At 36.1% G+C, this 16,707-nt stretch carries 14 protein-coding genes; 12 read left to right on the top strand and 2 right to left on the bottom strand.

All coding sequences use genetic code 11. From position 1 onward, the window contains the following. Positions 1 to 22 precede the first annotated feature (22 nt). The 5 genes from APF76_09695 to APF76_09675 all read left to right on the top strand — a co-directional run bounded on the left by APF76_09695 (position 23) and on the right by APF76_09675 (position 6,031). Complete coding sequence (locus tag APF76_09695; protein ID KUO48912.1) at positions 23 to 1,018, top strand: hypothetical protein; 996 nt, start codon at positions 23 to 25, stop codon at positions 1,016 to 1,018. 41 nt (positions 1,019 to 1,059) lie between these two features. Beyond that, complete coding sequence (locus APF76_09690) at positions 1,060 to 2,331, top strand: imidazolonepropionase (GenBank protein KUO48911.1); 1,272 nt, start codon at positions 1,060 to 1,062, stop codon at positions 2,329 to 2,331. 2 nt (positions 2,332 to 2,333) lie between these two features. Continuing rightward, positions 2,334 to 3,224: a glutamate formiminotransferase gene (locus APF76_09685; protein KUO48910.1), complete on the top strand. Its 891-nt coding sequence runs from the start codon at positions 2,334 to 2,336 to the stop codon at positions 3,222 to 3,224. A 119-nt stretch (positions 3,225 to 3,343) separates the two neighbouring features. After that, the gene (locus APF76_09680; GenBank protein KUO48909.1) at positions 3,344 to 3,967 is read left to right on the top strand and encodes a methenyltetrahydrofolate cyclohydrolase; all 624 of its coding nucleotides are present in this window, start codon (positions 3,344 to 3,346) and stop codon (positions 3,965 to 3,967) included. Positions 3,968 to 4,003: 36 nt separating this feature from the next. Beyond that, on the top strand, positions 4,004 to 6,031 hold the full coding sequence (locus tag APF76_09675; GenBank protein KUO48908.1) for a urocanate hydratase: 2,028 nt from the start codon (positions 4,004 to 4,006) through the stop codon (positions 6,029 to 6,031). 21 nt (positions 6,032 to 6,052) lie between these two features. On the opposite strand, the gene APF76_09670 is transcribed toward APF76_09675, so the two are convergent. Further along, the gene (locus tag APF76_09670) at positions 6,053 to 7,486 is read right to left on the bottom strand and encodes a hypothetical protein (protein ID KUO48907.1); all 1,434 of its coding nucleotides are present in this window, start codon (positions 7,484 to 7,486) and stop codon (positions 6,053 to 6,055) included. A gap of 178 nt (positions 7,487 to 7,664) precedes the next feature. Between APF76_09670 and APF76_09665 the strand changes: the two genes are divergently transcribed. Beyond that, a complete protein-coding gene (locus APF76_09665; protein KUO48906.1) occupies positions 7,665 to 9,050 on the top strand; it encodes a tyrosine phenol-lyase in 1,386 nt (461 codons plus the stop codon). A gap of 65 nt (positions 9,051 to 9,115) precedes the next feature. Here APF76_09665 and APF76_09660 read toward each other — a convergent pair whose 3' ends face one another. Beyond that, the gene (locus tag APF76_09660) at positions 9,116 to 9,958 is read right to left on the bottom strand and encodes a ketose-bisphosphate aldolase (protein ID KUO48905.1); all 843 of its coding nucleotides are present in this window, start codon (positions 9,956 to 9,958) and stop codon (positions 9,116 to 9,118) included. Between the two features lie 435 nt (positions 9,959 to 10,393). On the opposite strand from APF76_09660, the gene APF76_09655 reads away from it, so the two are divergent. From APF76_09655 to APF76_09630, 6 genes are all read left to right on the top strand, one after another. Then, complete coding sequence (locus APF76_09655; GenBank protein ID KUO48904.1) at positions 10,394 to 11,497, top strand: hypothetical protein; 1,104 nt, start codon at positions 10,394 to 10,396, stop codon at positions 11,495 to 11,497. 106 nt (positions 11,498 to 11,603) lie between these two features. Further along, a complete protein-coding gene (locus APF76_09650) occupies positions 11,604 to 12,926 on the top strand; it encodes a hypothetical protein (GenBank protein ID KUO48903.1) in 1,323 nt (440 codons plus the stop codon). An 85-nt stretch (positions 12,927 to 13,011) separates the two neighbouring features. Further along, on the top strand, positions 13,012 to 14,034 hold the full coding sequence (locus APF76_09645; protein KUO48902.1) for a hypothetical protein: 1,023 nt from the start codon (positions 13,012 to 13,014) through the stop codon (positions 14,032 to 14,034). Positions 14,035 to 14,045: 11 nt separating this feature from the next. Beyond that, positions 14,046 to 14,972, top strand: coding sequence for an ABC transporter permease (locus APF76_09640; GenBank protein ID KUO48901.1), 927 nt, complete (start codon positions 14,046 to 14,048; stop codon positions 14,970 to 14,972). Between the two features lie 20 nt (positions 14,973 to 14,992). Further along, complete coding sequence (locus tag APF76_09635; protein KUO48900.1) at positions 14,993 to 15,838, top strand: ABC transporter permease; 846 nt, start codon at positions 14,993 to 14,995, stop codon at positions 15,836 to 15,838. 10 nt (positions 15,839 to 15,848) lie between these two features. Beyond that, the gene (locus APF76_09630; GenBank protein KUO48899.1) at positions 15,849 to 16,706 is read left to right on the top strand and encodes a hypothetical protein; all 858 of its coding nucleotides are present in this window, start codon (positions 15,849 to 15,851) and stop codon (positions 16,704 to 16,706) included. Position 16,707 lies beyond the last annotated feature (1 nt).

Here is a 16,707-nt window from a genome sequence, read left to right as displayed (position 1 = left end):
AGTCTCCAAAGGGAGTAGCTATATGTTGCGAAAATTTAATGAAACCTTTGCAGTACCAGATGTCTGTAAAGAATATATTAATCACATGGTGGAACAAGAAGAAATAGAATTAGTAGTTGCCATGGATATGGCTGAATTTACTCTAATAGATGTAATGAATAAGATGAATTTATCAAGGCCACTAGCAGAGCAATTAATTGAGAGAGCATATAAACGGGGAATTCTTAATAAAGTTAATGACAAGCAAGCAACCTATATTTGTACCGATTTGTATACTAGGCTAAAATATGCAGCAGTATTTGATGATTATGAAAATATTCCACTCGAGGCAAGGAATAAGATTGATAGTTGGTATCTTAATGCTTTTATTGAAAAACATTCAGACAACTTTAATAAATTAAGGGAAGGCAAGTTGGATCTACATGAGGCTTCTTTTCTCTTTGCACATACTCCATCTTTGTTAGAACAGGTATATGAAGTAATTGAAGAAGCTGATAGAATTGTAGCCATACCATGTGACTGCAATCAGCTATCTAAACATAGGACAGCTAAGAAGCCGGTTCTATACTGCATACATTTTAACAATTATGCAGATGATTTTCTGAAAAGAGGTTTAGGTAAAGCCCTTACAAAAGAGGAATGTAAAGAAGTAGTCAAAAACGCAAACAAAGAAGGTTTTATGCAGTGTATTAATATAAATTTCAAGACTGCGGGGCCTGGTTTTATATGTAACTGTAATCCAAAATGGTGTTATCCATATAGGGCAGCTGAAATAATGGGTAGTCAATCCTATTATCCACTAAAGCGAAATGTGGCTAACTATAATAGTGAACAATGTATCAGCTGTGGCTTGTGTATAAAACGTTGTCCATTTAATGCATTTAGTTATGGAGATGGACAAATTAGGATAAAAGGTAAACTAAAAAAGCAAATCACTTTTGATTCGACAATTTGCCAGGGCTGTGGATTGTGTGCAAACACCTGTCCAAGTAAATCTATATCAATGATAAATATCTAAATTTAGGAATATTATCTCTCAAATGATTCGGAGGTGAAAAGATGCAAAAAGTAGATTTAATTATCAAAAATGCAAAGGAACTAGTTACCTGCGCAGGTGGAACAAGTAAACCTAAAACAGGAGAAGATCTTAAAAACTTATACATAATTAATGACGGATGGGTGGCAATAAAGGAAGACAAGATAGTAGCAGTAGGAACAGAAAAGGAAATCAAGTCTAAGGTAGAGATTACTGAAGATACCCAGATAATCGATGCTGCTGGTAAGACAGTCCTTCCGGGGCTTGTTGATTCACATACCCACCTAGCTTTTGGTGGTTCAAGAGAAAACGAACTTGAGTTAAAGCTAGAGGGGGCAGCATACTTAGATATCTTAGCTGCAGGTGGTGGAATACTAAGTACAGTCCGAGCTACTAGAGAAGCCACTAAAGAAGAACTAAAAGCTACCAGCACGAAATACTTAAATCAGATGCTATCCCAAGGGACCACCACAGCAGAAGCAAAAAGCGGTTATGGTTTGAAAACAGAATATGAAATCAAGCAGCTTGAAGTAATTAAGGAATTAAATGAAGAGCATCCAGTAGATTTGGTGCCAACATTTTTAGGAGCCCATGCGATCCCCACAGAATTTAAAGGGGGCAAGGAAGATAGGTTTATTGATATAGTAGTAGAAGAAATGATGCCAGCAGTTAAAGAAAAGGGTCTTGCAGAATTTTGTGATGTATTTTGTGAAAATGGAGTATTTACCGTTGAACAGTCAAGAAGAGTACTAGAAAAAGCAAAGGAACTTGGTTTTAAACTTAAAATTCATTCCGACGAAATATATGCTTTAGGTGGTACTGAAATGGCATCTGAATTAAATGCCACATCAGCAGATCACTTATTAGTAGTAACTGATGAAGGTATAGAAAAAATGTCTGAGGCTGGGGTGGTAGGTGTACTGCTACCGGGGACAACATTTAACCTTAGAGAAGACCATTATGCACCAGCAAGAAGGATGATAGACAAAGGAGTAGCAATAGCACTAGCTACGGATTTTAATCCAGGAAGCTGTCCAACAAACTCAATGGATATCATTATGACAATAGGATGCCTGTATCTTAGATTAATACCAGCAGAAGTAATAAATGCAATAACAATCAATGCAGCCCATGCAATAGACAGGGCACAGTCAGTAGGAAGTATAGAAGAAGGAAAACAGGCAGACTTAGTAATTTTTGATGCACCAAATCATCAATATCTATGCTATAGATTTGGAAGCAATTTAGTAGAAAAGGTAGTTAAAAAAGGCAAAATAGTAATAGGAGGAGCATAGAGATGTCTCAGATAGTACAATGCGTACCAAATTTTAGTGAAGGAACAAACCAAGAAATCATATCAAAAATTCTTGAAGTAATAACAAGTGTAGAAGGAGTAAAGTTAGTAGACTACTCTTCAGATGCAAGCCACAATCGGTCAGTAGTGACATTTCTAGGTGAGCCGCAGGCGGCAAAGCGAGCAGCTTTTAAAGCTATAGAAAAGGCAAAGGAATTAATAAACATGGAAGAACATAAGGGTGAGCACCCCAGAATGGGAGCTACAGACGTAGTTCCATTTATCCCAATAAGAGGAATAACCATGGATGAATGCGTAGAGCTTGCTAAGGAACTAGGAAAAGAGGTTTGGGAAAAGCTTCAAATACCAGTCTACTTATACGAAAAGGCTGCCTGTACCCCTGACAGGCAAAATCTTTCAGTCATTAGAAAAGGGCAGTATGAGGGCCTAAAAAGTGCAGTAGCAGATCCAGGCAGACAACCAGATTTTGGTGAAGCAAAGCTTCATCCTACTGCAGGAATAACCGCCATAGGAGCAAGACCACCCCTTATTGCATACAACATAAATCTTGACACAAACAATGTAGAGATTGCCAAAAAGATTGCCAAAGTAATTCGAGGAAGTAGTGGAGGATTTCCTGCAGTTAAGGGCTTAGGCATAAAAATAGAGGAAAGAGATATGGCACAGGTGACAATTAATATGTGCAACTTTAAAGAAGTATCCCTTTTTAGAATATTTGAGATAGTAAAGAACGAAGCTGAACGCTATGGAGTAAATATAATAGGTAGTGAAATAGTTGGCTTAACGCCAATGGAGGCATTAGTAGATGTAGCAGACCATTATTTAAGACTAGAAAACTTTAAAATAGATCAGATACTAGAGACAAAGCTTTAGAAATCATAAACCAGAAACCAAAAGAAGCCAGAAAAAAAGTATAGTATTTAGTCATATTCTGTATGCTGACTTCTTAATCCTGAATTCCGAATTTTGAATTGAGAATGGGAGGTAATGTTATGTTAGTAGATTTAACTGGAAAAGACTTTATTAAATCAGTAGCTTCTGATTCCCCGGCCCCTGGTGGGGGAAGCGTAGCAGCATTTGCAGGTGCCTTATCAGCAGCCCTTGTAAACATGGTTGTTAATCTAACAGTAGGAAGAGAGAAATATCAAGAACATGAAAAAGAATTAATAACAATCAGAGATAAGGGTAATGAATTACAGGAAAGACTAACACGATATGTTGACGAAGATACACAAACATTTAGTTTAGTGATGGAAGCGTACAAACTACCAAAGGAAACAGACCAAGATAAATCTAAAAGATCAGCAGCTATTCAGGATGCAATGAAAAAAGCAGCAGAACTGCCCTTGGAGGTAGCAAAATCCTGTTTAGAGGTTATCAGATTTAGTGAAACAGTAATTACTAAAGGAAATCCAAATTGCCTTAGTGATGGAGGAGTTGGCTGCCTCATGGCTCATGCTGGACTACAAGGGGCAGTATTTAACGTACAGATAAACCTGGGAAGTATTAAGGATGAGGAATATAAAAAACGATTAACTACAGAAATTGTCCAAATTGAGCAAGAAGCAGAAGAATTAAGCAAAAGAGTCATAGCTAAAGTAAAAAGTCAGTTTTAACACCAGGGAAGTTTTTTGAAAAAGGGGGCATGAACAATGATTAGTAATAAGGATATTTCCAAGGCTATGATAATCAAGCTTGATGCTAAGCTTCCAGAGATGCCTGTTTTTCAAGAAGGTATCAGAAGAGCTCCAAATAGAGGGTATAAACTTACACCGGACCAAACTAAAGTAGCACTAAAAAATGCTCTTAGATATGTACCTGAAGAATTTCACAAAAGTTTAGCACCTGAATTTCTTAAAGAATTAAAAACAAGGGGAAGAATCTATGCTTACCGCTTTCGCCCCGAAGGAAGATTATATGGAAAATCAATAGACGAGTATCAGGGTAACTGCATTGAAGGAAAAGCCTTTCAAGTAATGATAGATAATAACCTAGACTTTGAAGTAGCACTATATCCCTATGAATTAGTCACTTATGGCGAAACGGGTAGGGTATGTCAGAACTGGCTCCAGTATAGATTAATAAAGAAATACCTGGAAGTCCTGACAGAGGATCAGACATTAGTGGTGCAATCGGGTCATCCATTAGGTTTATTTCCATCTAAACCAGAAGCTCCTAGGGTAATAATAACAAACTCACTTATGATAGGAATGTTTGATAATCCCCACGATTGGGATATAGCAGAACAGATGGGTGTAGCAAATTATGGGCAAATGACAGCTGGCGGCTGGATGTATATTGGACCTCAAGGAATAGTCCATGGAACCTTTAATACCCTTCTTAATGCAGGTAGAAATAAACTTGGAATTCCTGAAGACGGTGACTTAAGGGGACACATGTTCATTTCATCTGGTCTTGGTGGTATGAGCGGTGCTCAGCCTAAAGCAGTAGAAATAGCAAATGGTGTTGGTGTAATAGCTGAAGTTGACTACTCAAGAATCATGACAAGATATAATCAGGGTTGGGTAGGCAAGGTATCTGATAATCTTGATGATATCTTTGCTACTGCTGAAGAATATTTAAAGAAAAAAGAGCCAATTTCCATTGCCTATCATGGAAATATTGTTGAACTCTTAGAATACGTAGTAGAAAAAAATATTCATGTTGAACTATTATCAGATCAGACTTCGTGTCATGCTGTATATGATGGAGGTTATTGTCCACAGGGAGTATCCTTTGAAGAAAGAACAGAACTAATTGGATCAGACAGAGCTAGATTTATAGAACTTGTAGATAAATCATTAAAACATCACTATGCACTAATTAAAGTGTTAACAGAAAGAGGAACATATTTCTTTGACTATGGAAATGCATTTATGAAAGCAGTTTATGATGCGGGTGTAAAAGACATTTCCAAAAATGGGATAGACGACAAGGATGGTTTCATCTGGCCTTCTTATGTAGAAGATATCATGGGACCAATGCTCTTTGATTATGGTTACGGACCCTTTAGGTGGGTTTGCTTGAGCGGTAAACATGAAGACTTAATTAAAACAGATAAGGCAGCTATGGAGTGTATTAATCCAAACCGTAGAGGTCAAGACAGGGATAACTATATTTGGATAAGAGATGCTGAAGACAATCAGCTCGTAGTAGGAACCCAAGCTAGAATTCTCTATCAAGATGCTGAAGGAAGAAAGACCATTGCTCTTAAGTTTAATGAAATGGTGAGAAACGGGGAAATTGGCCCAGTAATGCTAGGTAGAGATCACCATGATGTAAGTGGTACAGATTCACCCTTTAGAGAAACAGCCAATATCAAAGATGGAAGTAACGTCATGGCCGAAATGGCAATCCAATGTTTTGCCGGAAATGCCGCTAGGGGAATGAGTCTTTGTGCGCTCCACAATGGCGGGGGTGTTGGAATTGGTAAAGCAATTAATGGTGGATTTGGCCTTGTTTTAAACGGTAGTGAAAGAATAGATAATACCATAAAATCTGCAATGCTATGGGACGTAATAGGTGGAGTGGCTAGACGCAACTGGGCTAGAAACGAAAATTCCATTGAAACAATAATAGAGTTTAACAAAATGTATGAAGGAAAAGGTCATGTTACAATACCCTTTGTCGCAGATGAAGAGCTTGTAAATAAGGTTGTAGATGAAACTCTAAAAGGATAAATTTGAAAAAAAATAGCCATCTCAAGGGTGGCTATTTAATTTTAGATTATATTTTTTGATTTTGTACTGTAGATTCTGTCTATTTAGACCCAATTGATTTGCAGATTTGGAAATATTCCACTTGGTCTTTTTTAAGACTTCAACTATCATACTTTTTTCATATTCCGCGAGTTTTTTGTTAATGTCTGTTTTAACCTTTGGGTTGGTGGGTGTTTTAATACGAGATGAGATCTCCTTCTTGAAATGAGCTGGTAAATATTCGATTCCTATTTGTCTTTTGTCTGCTCTAATGAGTAGATTTTCAACAATATGCTGCAATTGACGTATGTTACCTGGCCAATCATAAGATTCCAAGACTTCAAGCAGTTCCTTACTCAATTTTGAAGTGCTTTTTTTATAAATCAAACAGTATCTTTTCATAAAATAATCAATTAATTCAGCTATATCTTCTTTATGCTCTGTTAAAGGAGGTATAGTCAATACTAGGCCAGCTAACCGGTAATATAAATCGGAACGAATCTCCTGTCTCTCTAAACTAATAAGTGGATCTCTATTAGTAGAACTGATGATTTTACACTTTACTAAATATTCCTTTGGACTACCTATTCGCCTTGCCTTTCTTTCCTGTAAAACTCTTAAAAGCTTTGCCTGTAAAGATAGTGGCATAGAATTGATTTCGTCTAAAAATATGGTTCCTTCTTCAGCTTGCTCAAAAAAGCCTGACATATCTGCTGCACCTGTAAAAGCTCCTCTAACTGTTCCAAAAAGCAGACTCTCTAACAGATTTTCTGGTATTGCTGCACAATTAATTGCCAAAAACTGCTCTGAATTTTTCTGACTATAATTGTGAATGCTTTGTGCAAAAAGTTCTTTACCGGTTCCCGTTTCTCCTGTAATTAAGATTGGAGTATTGCTGGCTGCAATCTGTTTAGCTTCAGTTTTTAGTTGGTTCATTATTTGGCTATTGCCAATAATATCATCAAATGTATATATTGTGCTGTTATTTAAGTCGACTTCGTCAATTGAACTAACTTCAGAATGGGAGTTTTGTAGTTGCATGGTTCTTTCCAGAAGTTCCTTAAGTTTTGCAACATTTCGACAGAGAGAGTAGACGCCTATGGTTTCATTTTCTTTAAAGACAGGCAAAGTCTTGTACACCATATCAACCTGATTACCTTGGGTTGTATAATAAATTCTATTACCTTCTTTTATAGGGTTTCCGGTATTAAGTACATTTAGATGTTCACTATGGTCATCATCAACTTTATATACCTCAGTGATCTTTTTACCTATAACTTCACTTTGCCTAAGTCCATCTAGTTTTGCCATTTCTTTATTATAAAATATAATTTTACTGTTCCTATCACTAATGAGTATACCTTCTTTAACATTGTCTAGGGCATTTTCAATACAATATAGCCTTTCTTGAAGTTCTTTAATTATGGATTGTTCCATATTTTAGGATCCCCCTGGCATAAAAGCTTACTGGATATACTATTATAATACCACAAGGAAACAGCCTTGCAATTTCTGTTTGAAAACTTTTTTGTAGATATTTGTACGTACTAGAAGGAAGAAAAGCTTTTAATTTAGAATTACTAGTAATACTACACTTTGCCAAAGGAGGTCTATCATGAAAGACAGGTCACTATATGCTGAGCCATACAAGATTAAGATGGTAGAGCCTATTAAGGTTACTACTAGAGAGTACAGAGAGATGAGACTAGCTGAGGCAGGGTACAATGTTTTTAATCTGGCAAGTAAGGATGTTTATATAGACTTACTTACTGATAGTGGTACTACGGCCATGAGTGATAATCAATGGGCTGGTATTATGAGTGGAGATGAGTCCTATGCTGGTGGGAAAAACTATTTCAATCTAAAACATACCATTAAGGATGTTATGGGATATGATTTTGTTGTGCCAACCCATCAAGGCAGAGGAGCAGAAAATATACTGATGCAGATGTTTGTTAAGGAAGGGGATAGAGTGCCAGGAAATCTCCATTTTGACACAACAGAGGGTCATATTAGGCTTAGAAAGGCTATCCCTGTTAATCTTTTAAAGACAGAAGGCTATGATAGCAGTTGCAAAGCACCCTTTAAAGGAGACATTGACTTAAGTAAGCTTGAGGAAGAACTTAAGGAGCATCATGATAAAATACCCTTTGTCTTAATAACAGTTACCTGTAATAACAATGGGGGTCAGCCTGTTTCTATAAACAACCTTAAGGAAGCCAGAAAGCTAGCTGACAAATTTGGAGTGCCTTTATTTCTAGATGTTGCTAGATTTGCAGAAAATGCTTTTTTCATAAAAGATAGAGATCCAGATTACAAGGATGTGAGCATTCGAGATATTGTAAAAAAGATGTTTTCTTATGCCCATGGGTGTTCAATGAGTGCTAAAAAAGATGCCCTTGTAAATATTGGTGGTTTTCTTGCTTTTAAAGATAATGCCGATTATTACAAGAAAGCCGTGGGAATTCAAATTCCATTTGAGGGCTATGCTACTTATGGGGGTTTAGCCGGTAGAGATTTAGAAGCCATGTCTAGAGGACTAAATGAAGTTCTTTCAGAGGAATACTTACAAGATAGAATTGGCCAAGTGAAATACCTAGCTGATAAACTCCTGGCTATAGGAGTTCCTGTTATTGAGCCACCAGGGGGTCATGGAGTTTATGTAGATGTTAAACGTTTTCTTCAACACCTGCCCCAAAGGTCTTTTCCAGCACAAGCGCTTGTTTGCCAGTTATACTTAGAGGCTGGTATAAGAAGTGTGGAGATAGGAACTTGTGCTTTTGGATACGTAGATCCTGTCACAGGAGAAGAGGTATACCCTGAAATGGAACTATTGAGGATGGCCATACCGCGGAGGGTCTACACAGATAGACATATGGATGTAGTTGCAAATGCATTTGCAAATGTTGCAGATAAAAAGCAGGATATTAAAGGACTAAAGCTTGTCTATCAGGCAGAAGTTCTAAGGCACTTTACTGCCAGGTTTGAACCCTTACTTTAACAAACTAATTTTCAAAAAGACGCTTAAACCAAAATTTAAAAAGGGTTAGGCGTCTTTTTTCAAAACTATATATTTTTCCAACCGTTAGCAAAGAATTCAAGATTAGCTTTAACCATTTCTTTAACAGCATCTTTACAAGCTTGAGGTATACCAACCAGGTCATACCCTACAATATTTTCTTCATGTGTTTTTATAAAAGCTTCAATAAATGTTTTTTTCACTTCTGTACCTATGTTAATTTTCTTAATTCCCAATTCTACACCCTTTGCAAATTGCTGTGTAGTTAATCCTGTGCCTCCATGTAAAACTAGTGGTACTTTTGAAATCTCAGCTATCGTTTGAAGGAGCTCAAAGTTAAGGTGTGGCTCACCTTTATAAAGACCATGGGCATTACCAATAGAAACGGCTAATGCATCTATGTCTGTTGCTTCCAAAAAAGTTTTAACATGGTCTGGATTTGTCATCTTTGTGGCTTTTACTTCTTCTCCATCTTCAATTCCAGCTAAAGCCCCAAGTTCTGCTTCTACTGATACACCAGCTTTTTTAGCTTCTAAAGAGACCTTATTAGTAATTTCTATATTTTCTTCTAAACTTAAATGAGATCCATCAATCATCACAGCACTAAAACCCAGGTTAATTGCTTTTAAACATGTATCAAAGTCTTGTGAATGATCTAGAAAAACACATACTGGAGAGGAAGCTCTCTTTGCTAGATCAACCATTATCTGTCCGATTACTTCATTACCAGGCTTGTTTAAAACCGGGGCACCTATCATTGCTATTACAGGAAGGTTCAACTTATTTCCTGCCTGCATAATAGCCTGTGCCGTAAATAAATCATAGGTACTAAAAGCACCTACTGCGCCGTTGTGAGTTTGTAATACTTCTTTTAAAGATACTAAAGGCATAATATATTCCCCCTAATTAAATATTGCAAAGTTGTATATATACAACATATGTAATTATAGATATATCATTGTTAATTTGTCAATAACACTTTAAAAATAAAACTGTCTCAATAGTCAGTTTTCATTCATTTTGTAATGAAAACCCATTGATATATTGGAATTGTAAAGGTTGCTGAGTTTTTTTAAAAAGCAATATTTTTTATGAAGGAAGCTTGTACATAGATATGGAATATTCTAATATATTAATTTGAGCTCACGCTTTTATCGGTAATTACAGTTTATAAAATTAATATTTGTGTTGACAAGATATTGTTCTGAGATTTATAATTATTGCAAATAAGCAATATTGTAATATTATACATTATGAATAATGCACTAACTTTTAGCTTTTTATCTAGAGAATAGTTTTCAGCTAACAGATTGGAGGTTTATTATATGGCCGAGGTGCGGTTAGAACAATTGACTAAAAGTTTTGGTGGTCCCCCTGTAGTATCAGAAATTACCTTTACAATTGAAGATGGTGAGTTTTTGGTATTAGTAGGTCCATCAGGCTGTGGTAAGAGTACAACCTTAAGGATGATTGCTGGACTTGAAGCTCCAACTTCCGGCGAAATTTATATTGGGAACAAAGAGGTAACTAGTCTAGAACCAAAAAACAGAGATATTGCCATGGTTTTTCAAAACTATGCATTATATCCGCATAAGAATATCTATGATAATATAGCTTTTAGTCTCAGTCTAAGAAAGATAAAAAAGAACTTGATTGAAGACCAAGTAAAAGAAGCTGCTGAAATGTTAGGTATAACTGAGTACTTGCATCGGTTTCCTAAACAGTTATCAGGGGGTCAGCGTCAGCGTGTTGCTTTAGGTAGAGCAATAGTTCGTCATCCTCAGGTCTTCTTAATGGATGAACCCCTTAGCAACTTAGATGCCAAATTAAGGGTTCAGATGAGAGCAGATCTAATTAAGTTGCATCAGCAATTAAAAACAACCACAATATATGTTACACATGATCAAATAGAAGCAATGACTATGGGTAGTAGAATAGCTGTATTAAAGGATGGATTATTGCAGCAATTAGGAACTCCTGATGAAATATACATGAAGCCGGTTAACACTTTCGTTGCAGGATTTATAGGAACTCCTCCCATGAATTTCATCAATGGAAAACTGGTAAAAGAGTCAGAGAAAATGGTATTTAAGGGTAAAGAAGTTTCTATTGAAGTTACAAATAAAGTGGCTAATAATTTTGCACAAGAAGAAGTTACTCTAGGGATTCGTCCCGAGTGTATTAACTTAACAGATACAGTTAGTCCCGATGAACAAGACGGAATAATAACTGGGGTTGTGGAAATTGTTGAATATATTGGGGCTGAAGTAATTGTCCATGTGATTACATCTGGACAAGACAAAATTGTGATGAAGGTTAGCGGATATGGACGAATTCCATGTTCTGGAGAAAACATAAAAGTAAGGGCTAGCAAAGAATTCATACACATCTTTGATGCTGATAGTGGTACAAACGCAATGAATTTATAATTAATAGGTTTTATTTGAAAGGAGGGATCCTTTAGATAAGCAAAATTATTCATTTCGTAAATCTGAGTTTCAAGGAATTACTTACAAATTAAAAGGAGGGTTATAAGTGAAAAAAGGAAAATTTAGATTCTTGCCACTATTGATTGTTTTTGCTTTACTTTTTGTTGTACTAGGAGGATGCGGACAAAATGATACAACACCAGAGCCGCAGGATCCAACTGATGAGATAGTAAACATACAATTTACTAATTGGGTATCACTTGAAGAAGGTACCAGAGACAATATGCAAACTGTCATGGAGAACTTCCACTCTGACAACCCAAACATTAAGGCTGAAGTTATAGGTATACCTGTATCAGATACTATGCAGCAGATAACTATTATGGCTGCAGGTGGAAATTCTCCAGATGTGTCCCAAGTGCAAGGGGATGCTGTAATCACTTTGGCTGCAGGTGGTTTTCTTGAGCCTCTTGATGACATAATTCCAAAAGAACTTTTGGATAAGATTCCCCAAAGCATTTTAGATGGTGCAGTATGGGAAGGAAAACTCTATGCGGTTCCATGGGCTCCCGTAGTAAATGGGTTCTGGTACAATAAAACCTTAATGGAAGAGGCTGGTCTTGATCCTAATAACCCACCTAAAACAATTGTAGAATTAGATCAAGCAATAGAACAGGCTAGAGGGGTATTACCAAGTGACGTAACAATGATTCAGCTTGATACTACCGTTAGAACAATTGGTCTATTCCATCAGTGGCCTTTTATGATGGCATTTAATGATGGAGCACCACCAGTTGATATGAATGGAAATATAAACATTAATACACCAGGCATGGTAGAATATGGTGAATGGGTTAGAAAGCACATGGAAGAAGGTAATAGTCAACCAGGGAAAAAATATGGTGAATTCCGTCCAGCGGCTGCAGATAATAAATTACTCTTTGGCTTTGATGGATCCTATCTGTCAGGCGTTATTCAAGCGTTAAATACTGATATGACAGAGCAAGATGTGTGGAACACCTGGGGTGTTACTACAACCCCTACAGGCAGTAATGGTGTAAGTTATGTGGCTGATACAAACCACAGTCTAGTAGTGTTTAAACAGTCAGCTAACAAGGACTCTGCGATGAAGCTAATAGAATACCTCGTTAATAGTGAAAGTGGAATAAGAGATTACATCTTACCTGTAGGCTATGCACCAGTAACTAGTGATGCAATTGAAAGATTCCCACAAATAGCTGATAGTCCTATTACTACAGCTTTTATGGAAGAGGTATTACCATCAGTAGTCGCCTTGCCATATGGACCTGATTATAATGAGATTTCAGAAATAATCATGACTTCCGTTCAAGAAATAATTAGTACTGATAAGTCAATCGAAGCAATTTGGGCCAATGCAGAAAGCAGATTACAAGAGCTTTTACAATAGTATAATAACTAAATAAGAGGAAGTAGATAATTATCTACTTCCTCTTATTTCCAAAGCAGAATAGACAACAAAGGAGAATTACCTAATGAATGGGCAGGAAAGAACATATAGGGCCATAAAACTGGAAAAGCCAGATAGAGTACCTATGGATAATAACCTACTTCTGAGTGCCTATCTATCTTATAAAGAAAAAATTCATGATATTATAAAAATATATCCTAATGATGTTTCAACAATACTTTCATCCCAAGAAAAGCATGATTTAGATATAACTTATCATGATGGTTATGTAAAAGACAGTTGGGGAGTTACCTGGTATAATCCTAATGGATATGGATACAAGGGTATACCCCAGGGGCATCCAATTGACGAATGGAGCAAACTAGGTAGTTATAGGGTTCCATTTAAAGAGATAAAGGATTCATTTAGGAATATGTCAGAAAATATAAAAAATACAAGATCTAAATTCATTAAAGGCGGATGGATTAGGCTTTTTGAAAGAATGCACTTTTTAAGGGGCTTTGAAAATCTATTATTGGACTTAGGTTATCAAGATGATAGAGTGATTAAATTGAGAGATATGGTAATGGAGTACAACTTAAGTCTACTAAAAGAGTATCTGAAGTATGATATTGATTTAGTATGCTTTTCAGATGACTGGGGAACACAAACCAGTCTTATGATATCACCCGGTTCATGGAGAAATATTTTTAAGCCCTGCTATGACGAAATGGTTAGTATAGTTCATGACCATGGCAAGCTTACTTGTCTGCATAGTGATGGAATGATTAGTAGTATAATGGACGATATTGTAGAAATAGGTTTTGATGTTGTTAATCTTCAGATTCACTTATTTGACTTTAACCAGTTAAGAGATAATTATGCTGAGAAAGTATGTTTCTGGGGTAGGTTAGATTTTCAAAAGCTCCATAGAATTAGTCCAGAAGAAGCTTCCAACGAAGTTAAGTTTTTAATTAGTAACCTTGGAAAGGCCCAAGGAGGCTACATTGGGGAAGTTGGATGTGGTGATGAAGTGTCACTTACAACCATTGAGGCAATTTTCAAGGCATATTCTAATCATGGAATAATACATCAAGATATAGAATAGGGTGTGTTTATATGTTACCAATAGGTAAATTTTTTTCTGCAAGGAATAATAAAAAGAAGAGATATAATTATGAATCTGCAAATAAGCTTGCAATGACATTAATAATTCCATCCATGTTGGTAATGGGATTTGTAATAATTTACCCGTTACTGAGAGCATTTTATCTATCATTTTTTAATTATAAACTTACTAGACCTGATCAATTTTCATTTTCCTTAACAGATAATTATGCAAGAATAATAAATGACCAGGTATTTTGGATCGCCTTTAAAAATACCATAGTTTTTACTTTTTTCACCGTAGCTATTGGCTTGCTATTAGGACTAATAATGGCTATTGCATTAGATCAGCTTTCTCAGAGACTTGAGGGACTCCGGGGGCTTGTTTTGGTCCCATGGGTGATACCTGGCATAGTAGTAGGATACTTATTTATGTATATCTTTGATGTTGAGGTAGGTATTTTAAACTATACACTTCAGCAATTAGGCATTATTCAGGATTACTTACCTTGGCTTATGAGGGATCAATTAGCTATGATAGCTATAATTGTTGCACACGTATGGAATCAGGCTCCATTTTATATGTTAATGTTTGCAGTTAGCTTAAAAGCTATTCCTGAGGATGTAAAAGAGGCGGCTTATGTTGAAGGGGCAAGTAGATGGCAGGAATTTTTTCATGTTACCTTTCCATATTTAAAAGGCACGTTTGTTATTGCAAGTTTGCTTATGGTAATAAGGAATTTCAATAATTTTCCAATCATCTTTACAATGACAGGTGGGGGACCAGTTTACTCAACTACCACTTCAGTTATTTATATTTACAGAAAGGCTTTTGAACAATTTGATTTGGGCTATGCATCAGCAATTGGTATAGTGTGGGTTGTAATTTTACTTCTTATATCTGTAATCTACGTTAGATCTTTACAAAAGGACTTTTAACAGAAGGGGGTTTTGTGATCGTGATTAAAAGACGTTTTTCGTGGGTGTGGAGTGGAATTATTGGTTTGACAATAATCTTTAGCTTAGTTTGGACTTTATTTCCTATTTTTTGGATGTTTAGCACTAGTTTAAAGAGCAATATTGATATATTTAAAGTACCTCCTAGTCTATGGCCATCTCAGATAACTTATGGAAATTATGAAAATCTTGGTGGTGGCATAACTCCTATTTGGACTTTCTTTACAAATAGTGTTATTACCTCTCTAGGAACATTAGTATTGGCCGTAGTATTAGCAACATTTGCCGGGTATGCATTATCTAGAATGAAGTTTGTTTTAAGAAAGCCTATTTTAATGGGCGTATTGGTTACACAAATGTTTCCATTAGTAGTTTTATTAATACCATTATATTTAGTATTTTTAAAAGCTAATCTACTAAACACCTATACTGGCTTGATTTTGGCATTTACCTCCTTTACGCTACCTTTTAGTATTTGGATGATAAAGGGCTTTGTAGATAGCGTACCTGTTGAAATTGAACAGGCTGCAATGGTAGATGGATGCAGCCGTATGCAGGCAATGATTAGAGTATGCTTACCTCTAATTGTTCCAGGCATAGTTGCAACATCAGTTTTTGCATTTTTAGATGCATGGAATAATCTCTTATTTCCATTAGTGTTAGTAAATGATATAGGCATGAAGACATTACCTCCGGGTATGATTATAGCCTTTGGTGGAGAATTCAAGCATGACTGGGGAGGAATGATGGCTGCTTCAACAATAGTAGCTGTTCCAGTTATTATAGTATTTGTTTTACTCCAACGTTATTTAGTTGCAGGTATGACAAGTGGCTCTGTAAAAGGTTAGGTGATAAAAGATGGTTAAATTTGGTATACATTGTGCTGTTTGGACGTACAGCTGGTCAGATGATCAAATGTACCTTATTGAAAAAGCAAAGAAGATGGGTTTTGATGTTTTTGAAATAACTATGAGAAACCTAGAGGTTATTAACTCGAAAAAGATTAAGAGAGAGCTGGAAGCTAATCAAATGCAGGCAATATGCGGATTAGGATTACCTCAAAGCGCAGATATTACTAGCTCTGATCCAGACATGCGAAAGAGTGGAGTCCAATTGTTAAAAGAGACTGTAAAAAATGTATCTGCAATTGGTGCTCAACTATTAACAGGAGTCCTCTACTGTCCATGGAATAAGTCAGTTAAGCGTGGTCCAACTTGTGATGAAATAAACTGGTCTGTAGAAGCAATTAGAGAAGTAGCACAATTTGCCCAGGATTATTCTGTGGTTCTTGGAATTGAACCAATTAATCGATATGAAACCTATTTGTTAAATACAGCACGACAAGCCTTAGATTTTATTCATTTAGTTGGGGAAGAGAATATTGGAGTTCACTTAGATACTTATCATATGAATATTGAGGAAAAAAACTTTGCAGAGACAATTAATTTAGTTGGTCATGAACTTATACATTTTCATGCTAGCGATAGTAACCGGGGTGCTCCAGGTTCTGGCAATGTGGAGTGGGACTCTGTATTTAGGTCTTTAAAGCAAATTGATTATAATGGTGCAATAGGTATCGAATCCTTTCTCAAGTCGGACGTTGATAACCCTGCAAATACCTTTATTTGGCGAGATATTGCTAATGATAGTGATAGCCTAGCTAAAGATGGTTTATCTTTTTTAAAAACTAAAGCAAAAGAGTTTGATCTAAGGTAAA

The organism is Desulfitibacter sp. BRH_c19 (assembly GCA_001515945.1).
Classification (GTDB): domain Bacteria; phylum Bacillota; class DSM-16504; order Desulfitibacterales; family Desulfitibacteraceae; genus Desulfitibacter.
Note: the sequence above shows the minus strand (reverse complement) of the source record. Positions and strands in the feature narration are given on the sequence as shown.

Excerpts from the sequence above, each read along its gene's own strand:
- APF76_09695 (KUO48912.1), top strand. The coding sequence starts at position 23 with ATGTTGCGAAAATTTAATGAAACCTTTGCAGTACCAGATGTCTGTAAA.
- APF76_09690 (KUO48911.1), top strand. The coding sequence starts at position 1,060 with ATGCAAAAAGTAGATTTAATTATCAAAAATGCAAAGGAACTAGTTACC.
- APF76_09685 (KUO48910.1), top strand. The coding sequence starts at position 2,334 with ATGTCTCAGATAGTACAATGCGTACCAAATTTTAGTGAAGGAACAAAC.
- APF76_09680 (KUO48909.1), top strand. The coding sequence starts at position 3,344 with ATGTTAGTAGATTTAACTGGAAAAGACTTTATTAAATCAGTAGCTTCT.
- APF76_09675 (KUO48908.1), top strand. The coding sequence starts at position 4,004 with ATGATTAGTAATAAGGATATTTCCAAGGCTATGATAATCAAGCTTGAT.
- APF76_09670 (KUO48907.1), bottom strand. The coding sequence starts at position 7,486 with ATGGAACAATCCATAATTAAAGAACTTCAAGAAAGGCTATATTGTATT.
- APF76_09665 (KUO48906.1), top strand. The coding sequence starts at position 7,665 with ATGAAAGACAGGTCACTATATGCTGAGCCATACAAGATTAAGATGGTA.
- APF76_09660 (KUO48905.1), bottom strand. The coding sequence starts at position 9,958 with ATGCCTTTAGTATCTTTAAAAGAAGTATTACAAACTCACAACGGCGCA.
- APF76_09655 (KUO48904.1), top strand. The coding sequence starts at position 10,394 with ATGGCCGAGGTGCGGTTAGAACAATTGACTAAAAGTTTTGGTGGTCCC.
- APF76_09645 (KUO48902.1), top strand. The coding sequence starts at position 13,012 with ATGAATGGGCAGGAAAGAACATATAGGGCCATAAAACTGGAAAAGCCA.
- APF76_09640 (KUO48901.1), top strand. The coding sequence starts at position 14,046 with ATGTTACCAATAGGTAAATTTTTTTCTGCAAGGAATAATAAAAAGAAG.
- APF76_09630 (KUO48899.1), top strand. The coding sequence starts at position 15,849 with ATGGTTAAATTTGGTATACATTGTGCTGTTTGGACGTACAGCTGGTCA.